Here is a 7,369-nt window from a genome sequence, read left to right on the forward strand (position 1 = left end):
AGGGGTGAGCGTCATGCGGGCCGGGATTCCGCGCCGCGGCTGGGTTTTCGAGCGGGGACGTGTGTCGAGGCGTTGTGCGGTGCTGCGCTGGTGGCGGAGGAAGGGGCTGCCGCGTGGCTGTGGCCGACGTGCGCAACCTGCGCGGAAAAGGTCCGGCCGATCGCGGAACGGCACAACGCGAGGAATCCGCTTCCGGAGGTAGGGCCGCGTGGGGACTGAACGGTGGGTGTGCGGTGTCGCGGAGTCGGTGTGGCACCGGCTGGCGAGCCGCCGCCGGGTCGGGGGCTTCTTGGCGCCGGTCGCCGAATGCGGTCATGTCGTGCTCGGGCCGGTCCACCACCGGCAACGGATTCCCGTTCCTCGCAGCGGAAGGTGGCTTTGCCGTGCCTGCAACCAGCGGATCGTGCTGGAAGATCCCGGTCCGCAGGTGGGGCCCGTGACGATCACCGGTGAGCACGCTGTTTTCGCTCCCATGCCAGGAAACGAACGGAATCCCAGCGAGCTGGTGCAACCGCTGATGAACGACACGGCGGCTTGATCGCCGCGCCGAAGCTCAACCGCCAAGGCTGGGAAGGCCGAGTCCCCCGCGGCTTTCCCGATGCGGTCCGGAACTGCCCACTCTCCCGAGCAGCGACGGACCGAGTGGCCGGGCAGCGCGCGCAGTTCCTCCCCGAAAAGCGCGCTGTCCGGCCACCCCATCACCCGTCGACTTCGTACTTCTCGGCCACGAGGGTGGTCGAAGCGCCCGTGCTGCGTTCGGTGAGCGCGATCAAGCGGCGGCGTCGGCTGGTGCCGTTGTCCTTTCCCGTTGCGGTGCCTGGGAACCGGCGACTGCACCGCTCCCGGTGAACCGGCGGAGGCGGAGGCTGTTGGAGACGACGAAGAACGACGACAACGCCATCGCGCCACCGGAGATCAACGGGTTGAGCAGGCCGAAGGCGGCGAGCGGCAGCGCGGCCACGTTGTAGCCGAACGCCCACAGCAGGTTGCCGCGGATAGTGCGCAAGGTAGCGCGGGAAAGGCGGATCGCGTCCGGTGCGACCATCAGGTCCGGTCGGACCAAGATCAAGTCGGCTGCGTCGATCGCGATGTCGGTGCCGGTCGCGACCGCGAGGCCGAGGTCGGCGGTCGCCAGCGCCGGTGCGTCGTTGACACCGTCGCCGATCACCGCGACGGTCCGGCCCTCCGCGCGCAGACCGCGCACCACCTCGGCCTTCTCGTCCGGGAGTACCTCGGAGATCACCCGCTCGATGCCGACCTCGTCCGCCACCGCGCGTCCCGTGGCATCGTTGTCACCGGTCAGCAGCACCGTGCGCAGGCCGAGCCGATGCAGTTCGGAAACCGCCTGCGGCGCAGAGGGTTTCACCGCGTCCGCCAGCGCGAACACCGCGACCGCCGCTCCGTCCACACCGGACAGGACCACGGTGCGGCCCTGTTCCTGCCACTGCTCGCGGGTCCGGTCGAGCTCTTCGGGAACGGACCAGTCCTGTTCCTGGAAGAGTTCCCGGCGGCCGATGAGGACTTCGCGGCCGTCGACCGTGCCGCTCGCGCCCAAGCCCGGCCGTGCCGCGAACGATTCGGCGGCCGGGAGCTGCCCGGTCTCGGAGCGGGCGAGTTCGCTGATCGCCGCGGCGACCGCGTGCTCGGACGCCTCTTCCACGGCGCCCGCGCGGCGCAGCACCGAAGCGCGGTCCTGATCGGCGACGAAGTCCAGTTCCACCACCGACATCCGGCCTTCGGTGACGGTGCCGGTCTTGTCCAGCACCACCGTGTCCACCGCACGGGTCGACTCCAGCGCCTGGTAGCCCTTGATGAAGATGCCCAGCGCGGCACCGCGTCCGGAAGCGACCATCAGCGCGGTCGGCGTCGCCAGGCCCAGCGCGCACGGGCAAGCGATCACCAGCACGGCCAGTGCGGAGGTGAACGCCCGGTCCGCCGAGCCGTCCAGCAGCGACCAGCCCAGAAGGGTGAGCGCCGCGAGCGCCAGCACGGCCGGGACGAAGTAGGCCGCGATCCGGTCCGCGAGCCGCTGCACGGCCGCTTTCCCGGACTGCGCATCGGCGACCAGCCGCAGCATCGCGGAAAGCCGGGTATCCGCACCGACCTGCGTGGCACGCACGACCAGCCGGCCGTTCAGCGCCGTGGTGCCGCCGAGCACCGCATCGCCCTCGGTCACTTCCACCGGTGCCGACTCGCCGGTCATGGAGCTGCGGTCCAACGCGCCCTGACCGGACACGACCACGCCGTCGGTGGCGATCGTGCCGCCCGGGCGCACCAGGAACCGTTGTCCCACCTGCAGATCCTCGGCCGGGATCTCCTGCTGCGCGCCATCGTCGAGGACCACGGTCACCGCTTTCGCGCGCAGCGCGGCCAACGCGCGCAACGCGTCCCCGGCGCGACGCTGCGCTCGCGCCTCGAAGTAGCGCCCGGCCAGCACGAACGCCGTGACTCCGGCCGCGACTTCCAGGTACAGCGCGCCCTGCGGGCTCAGCAGCAGGTGCCAACCCGCCTCGGCGGGCAGCGTGGGCTGGAAGAACATCGAATACAGCGACCAGCCGACCGCGGCGGTGATCCCCAGCGACACCAAGGTGTCCATTGAGGACGAACCGTGCCGGGCGCCGCGCAACGCGGCCCGGTGGAACGGCCACGCCGCCCAGCCCGCGACCGGGATCGTCAACGCCACCAGCAGCCATTGCCAGCCCGCGAACCGGTACTGCGGCAGCACCGTGAACATGATGGACAGATCGCACAGCGGCATGAACAGCACGATCGCCACCAGCATCCGCCGCCACAGGTCCCGCACCCGATCCGGCTCCTCCGCGGCGGCGGACTCCGGCGCCTCTTCCGGGATCGGATCGGCCTCGTAGCCCGCATCGCGGACCGTCCGCAACAGCAGGTCGACGTCCCCTGCGCCCGCGACGCTCGCCCGCCCGGTCGCGTAGTTCACGCCCGCGCGCACTCCGTCGAGCTTGTTCAGCTTGCGCTCGACGCGCGTGGCGCACGCGGCGCAGGTCATGCCGCGCACGGCCAGCTCGACCTGGTCGTTTTCGGCAACCGTCGGGGACATCGTCTACCTCTCGCGGGGAGCTCTCGGTGGTCCTGGGCAAACCTCTGGCGTTGACATGGTCGGCAGTGACCGCCTGCGGGTTCCCGGGTGTGAGTCGCGGAACTCGGCGGCCATGACTCCATGATCCTGGGTCGAACAGTCGTTCGCCATGACACGAAGGGGTGGCTTCAGCCCTTCGTCAGCCGCGCCACGAAGAAGCCCTCGAACAGCTCCGACGGGCGCACCCGCACAGCGTGCCGGAGTCGCTTGTCGAACTTGGTGCCCTGCCACGAACCCACGCCGCCGAGGAACTCCTCCTCGGTGAACCCGAGCGGTTCCACGGTCAGGTCCGAATGCCGCTGCAGCACCTTGTGCACCGGGAACTCGTCCTCTTCCGGGCTGAGCGTGCAGGTCGAGTAGACCATCACCCCGCCCGGCCGCAGCAGCTTGTACGCCGCGTCGCACATCTTCGTCTGCAGGAACTTGTACTTCTCGACCCGCTCCTCCGACCAGTACCGCAGCGCGTCTGATTTGCGCAGGTTGACCCGGCCTTCGCCGGAGCACTGCACGTCCAGCAGGATCCGGTCGAAGGATTCCGCAGGCAGTGACTTGTCGATGTACTGCGCGCTGTGCGTGGTCAGCTCCGAATGGCGCACGCCGTAGAGCTCGGCCAGCTCGGCGAGCTTCTTCGCCCGCGGCGGCGCCGAATCGTTCAGCCACAACGAGCACTCGTTGCCGGTGCGCGCGGCGATGTGGAACGCCTTGCCACCCGGCGCCGCGGCGACGTCGAGGACGTCGTCGCCCGGCTGCGCGTCCAACGCGACCGGCGGGATCAGGCTCGCGGCGTTCTGCAGGTAAACCCGGCCTTCGTGGGCCATCGGCAGGATGTCGTCGAAACCGTCCTGCTCCGGCCAGAAGAAGGCGTGCTCGCACCAGTCCACCGGCTGCACGCTCGGCGCCTTGGCCCGCACCTCGGCCAGCGTCTCCTGGTAGCGCGGTTCGTCCAGCAGCCGGTTCACCCGGATCGACGTGGGGCGCGCGCCCCGGAACACCGATTCGACCTGGTTCGCCCGGATCCCGAGCACTTCGGCCATCCGCTTCTCGAACGCGCGGGTCTTGCGCTGACCGCTCACCGCCCGAGGCTCCCGTCCTGCACGCGGACCAATCTACCGGTGCGGACCTGGCGCGATAGCATCGCGGGCCGCGGTGGTGGGGCTCACCGGTCCGGCACGGAGAACCGCGGCTGCGAGCCGCCAACGGTCCCTGCTCGACCCGAACCCGTCCGGAATCGGGAGGCAGCATGGCAACCGAGGCCGATCGCGAGGAACCCATCGACCCCGACGTGGACGTGCACGTCGCGGAGCAACGCGGTGAGCTGGTCCGCACGCACGGCGCGGTGTTGCTGGTGATCGCGCTGGGAGGGGGTCTCGGCGCGCTGGCGAGGTACGCGGTGGGGGTGCTGCTGCCGATCGGAGCGTGGGCGACCTTCGGGGTCAACGTGCTCGGTTGCCTGCTCATCGGAGTGCTGATGGTGCTGATCCACGAGGTGTGGTCGGTGCATCGGCTGCTCCGACCGTTCATCGGAGTCGGTGTCCTCGGCGGGTTCACCACTTTTTCCACGTATGCGGTGGAATTCGCCGGGTTGCTGCGGCCGGGATCAGTTCTGCCCGCGGGCCTGTACCTCGTGGGCACCGTGCTGGGAGCGCTGCTCGCGGTACTGGCGGGCGTGGCGCTCACCCGTTCCATCGTGGGAAAGCAGGTGCAACCGTGACGGCCGTGCTCGTGTTCCTCGGCGGGGCGATCGGGGCACCGCTGCGATACCTGACCGACCGCGCGGTGCAGCAGCGTCACGACACGGTTTTCCCGTGGGGCACGCTCACCGTGAACGTCGTCGGCTCGTTGCTGTTGGGAGCGCTGACCGGTGGTGTGCTGCCCGAGCAGGTGTCGGCGCTGCTAGGCGTCGGCTTCTGCGGTGCGCTGACGACGTACAGCACGTTCAGCTACGAGACGCTGCGGCTCGCCGAGCAGGAGGCGTACTTCTACGCCGCGGTGAACGTAGTGGTGAGCGTGCTGGCCTCGGTCGGCGCGGCTTTGCTCGGGCTCGTCGCGGTGCAAGCCGCGTTGAGCTGACCGGCTCAATCCACCGCGACCACCAGGCCACGCAGTTCGTAGCCGGTCGTGGCCTCGCTGAACGAGACTCGCGGGGGCGTCTTCATCCGCACCGGCAGGGCGAACAGTTCCCGCAGGAACACGTCGGTCTCCAAGATCGCGATCGTTGCGCCGGGACACTTGTGCGCACCGTCCCCGAACGAAAGCCCCGCCGCGTCACCGGGAATTTCGCGTCCGGGGCACACCTGCAGCGGTTCGCCACCCACCTCGGCCGGGTCGACGTTGGTGTCGCCGAGCGCGATGTCCACCAGCGCGCCTGCCGGGATGGTCGTGCCCGACAGTTCCAGCGGTGCCGTGGTGCGCCTGCGCAGATGGCCGAGGACCGGTTCGAGTCGCAGCAATTCGTGCAGCACGGCCAGCCGTTCCGGCTCGTCCGCGGCGCGGTACCGGGCCAGCAGCTCGGGTGTGGTGAGCAGGTGCCAGGCCGCGAGGTTGACGAACTCGCGGGTGGTGACCATGCCCGCCGCGGCGAACGTGATGCACTCGGCGAGGATCTCCGCGCTGGAACAACCCTCGTCGAGCAGGTGCGAGATGACGTCGTCGCGACGTTCCCGCCGTCTCGCCCGCACCGCGGGGCGCACGTTGCGGATGTGGATCGCGCTCCAGTTGACCACCTGCCGCAAGAGCCAGCGGAGTCCATCGATGCTGGTGAAACCGGGTGTGCCGAACTCTTCGGGGAAGAACCGCTCGAGTCGCCGCCGGATACCGGGACGGCTTTCGGTCAGCCCGATCACCTCGGCGGCGACCCCGATGGCGAGTTGGAAGGCCAGGTCGCCCAGGTGCGCTTCGCCGTCGCGGCGCAGTGTCGCCATCTGGGCTTCGGCGGTGCGCTGCATGACGCTGCGGTAGTGCTCGTCGACTCGCCGCGGGGTGAAGAACCGCGCGGTCTGCCTCCGGTCGTCCCGATGCCCCTGCCCGTCCCGGTACAGCACGGGGCGGCGCATGTTCGGCGGCATCTTCTCGAGCGTCTGCACGCCGAGCCCGGCCTGCACGGTGTCGGAGCTGCGCAGCACCGCACGAGCTGCTGCGTGGCCGTTGACCTGCCAAATCCCGTCCGGATCCCGGTGCACCGGGCACCGGTCCCGGGATTCTTCGCGAACGATCTTGCGCGCGTCCTGCACGGTTCCTCCCGCAGCGTCGCCCGTTCTTGCTTAGCAGGGCGGCAGGTCCGTGCCCAGGGAGTGCACTCCTAACGGAGCAGCGCGAGTTCTAACCGGCAGGCCGAGCCGACCCGAAGGTGCTGCGGTACGTGCTCGGCGAGGTGCCGAGCTTCGCGCGCAAGTGCTGGCGCAGCGAGGCCGCGGTGCCGAATCCGGAGTCCTCGGCGATCTGGTCGACCGGCAGGTCGGTCTCCTCCAGCAGCTGCCGCGCGCGTTCCACGCGCTGGTGGGTGAGCCATTGCAGCGGCGAAAGCCCGACCTCGTCCCGGAATCGGCGCGTGAAGGTCCGTACGCTCATCGACTCGAGCGCCGCGAGTTCGCTCAGGGGCAACGTGCGGTCCAGGTGCTGCAACGCCCATGCCCGCGCACGGCCGGTGCTGGCGCGTTGCGGCTCCGGCACCGCCCAGCGGATGAACTGCGCCTGGCCGCCATCGCGGTGCGCGGGGACGACCGCCCGGCGAGCGACGTCGTTCGCTACGGCCGTGCCGTGATCCTTGCGGATCAGGTGCAGGCACAGGTCGATCCCGGAAGCTTCGCCCGCGGAGGTCAGCACCGATCCTTCGTCGACGTAGAGCACGTCCGGGTCGAGCCGGATGTCCGGGAACCGCTGCTCGAAGCGCGCGGCGGAATTCCAGTGCGTCGTCGCCGCCCGCCCGTCGAGCAGCCCTGCCCCCGCCAGCACGAACGCACCGGTGCAGATCGAGGCGACGCGGGCGTGCGCAGGGATGTGTTCGACAGCTGCCGCCAGCGGATCGGACAGGTCGCCCGCGGTCGGCTCGTAGTCCTCGTCGGAGGCGGGCACGAAAACCGTGTCCGCCTCGGCCAACGCTTCCGGCCCGTGCTCCACGAACACGCTGAAATCGGCGGTCGTGCGCACCGCGCCGGGAGTGACACCGCAGGTCACGACCTCGTACAGCTGCTCGCCCGCGGAGTTCGCGGCCAGCGAGAACAGCTGGTGCACGATGCCCGGCTCCATCGGCAGCAGGCCTTGCCG

Annotated in this window: 7 protein-coding genes; 3 read left to right on the forward strand and 4 right to left on the reverse strand. The window is 70.0% G+C overall.

The window, feature by feature from the left end:
- On the forward strand, window positions 1-219 hold a 219-nt coding region (locus tag IJH84_RS29220; RefSeq protein ID WP_367268960.1), incomplete at its 5' end, for a zinc finger protein.
- A 550-nt stretch (window positions 220-769) separates the two neighbouring features.
- Here the strand turns inward: IJH84_RS29220 and IJH84_RS05205 are convergent.
- The gene (locus IJH84_RS05205; protein WP_295140920.1) at window positions 770-3,067 is read right to left on the reverse strand and encodes a cation-translocating P-type ATPase; all 2,298 of its coding nucleotides are present in this window, start codon (window positions 3,065-3,067) and stop codon (window positions 770-772) included.
- A 167-nt stretch (window positions 3,068-3,234) separates the two neighbouring features.
- The gene (locus tag IJH84_RS05210) at window positions 3,235-4,179 is read right to left on the reverse strand and encodes an RsmB/NOP family class I SAM-dependent RNA methyltransferase (protein ID WP_295140923.1); all 945 of its coding nucleotides are present in this window, start codon (window positions 4,177-4,179) and stop codon (window positions 3,235-3,237) included.
- A 167-nt stretch (window positions 4,180-4,346) separates the two neighbouring features.
- On the opposite strand from IJH84_RS05210, the gene IJH84_RS05215 reads away from it, so the two are divergent.
- Entirely contained in the window at window positions 4,347-4,817 is a 471-nt protein-coding gene (locus tag IJH84_RS05215) for a CrcB family protein (protein WP_367268961.1), read from the forward strand.
- Complete coding sequence (gene crcB / locus IJH84_RS05220; RefSeq protein WP_200069098.1) at window positions 4,814-5,176, forward strand: fluoride efflux transporter CrcB; 363 nt, start codon at window positions 4,814-4,816, stop codon at window positions 5,174-5,176. Before IJH84_RS05215 ends, crcB begins: the two co-directional genes overlap by 4 nt.
- Before the next feature lie 5 nt (window positions 5,177-5,181).
- Here the strand turns inward: crcB and IJH84_RS05225 are convergent, their stop codons facing one another.
- Both IJH84_RS05225 and IJH84_RS05230 read right to left on the reverse strand, forming a co-directional pair.
- Window positions 5,182-6,336 carry a cytochrome P450 gene (locus tag IJH84_RS05225; protein ID WP_295140926.1) on the reverse strand — a complete coding sequence of 385 codons (1,155 nt, stop codon included), beginning with the start codon at window positions 6,334-6,336 and terminating at the stop codon, window positions 5,182-5,184.
- 88 nt (window positions 6,337-6,424) lie between these two features.
- A partial coding sequence (locus tag IJH84_RS05230; RefSeq protein ID WP_295140929.1) for a GlxA family transcriptional regulator occupies window positions 6,425-7,369 on the reverse strand: 945 nt, incomplete at its 5' end.

This window comes from Saccharopolyspora sp. (genome assembly GCF_017434145.1).
Lineage (GTDB): Bacteria > Actinomycetota > Actinomycetes > Mycobacteriales > Pseudonocardiaceae > Saccharopolyspora_C > Saccharopolyspora_C galaxeae.

Coding starts and splice junctions, on each gene's coding strand:
- IJH84_RS05215 (WP_367268961.1), top strand. CDS start 4,347: ATGGCAACCGAGGCCGATCGCGAGGAACCCATCGACCCCGACGTGGAC.
- IJH84_RS05205 (WP_295140920.1), bottom strand. CDS start 3,067: ATGTCCCCGACGGTTGCCGAAAACGACCAGGTCGAGCTGGCCGTGCGC.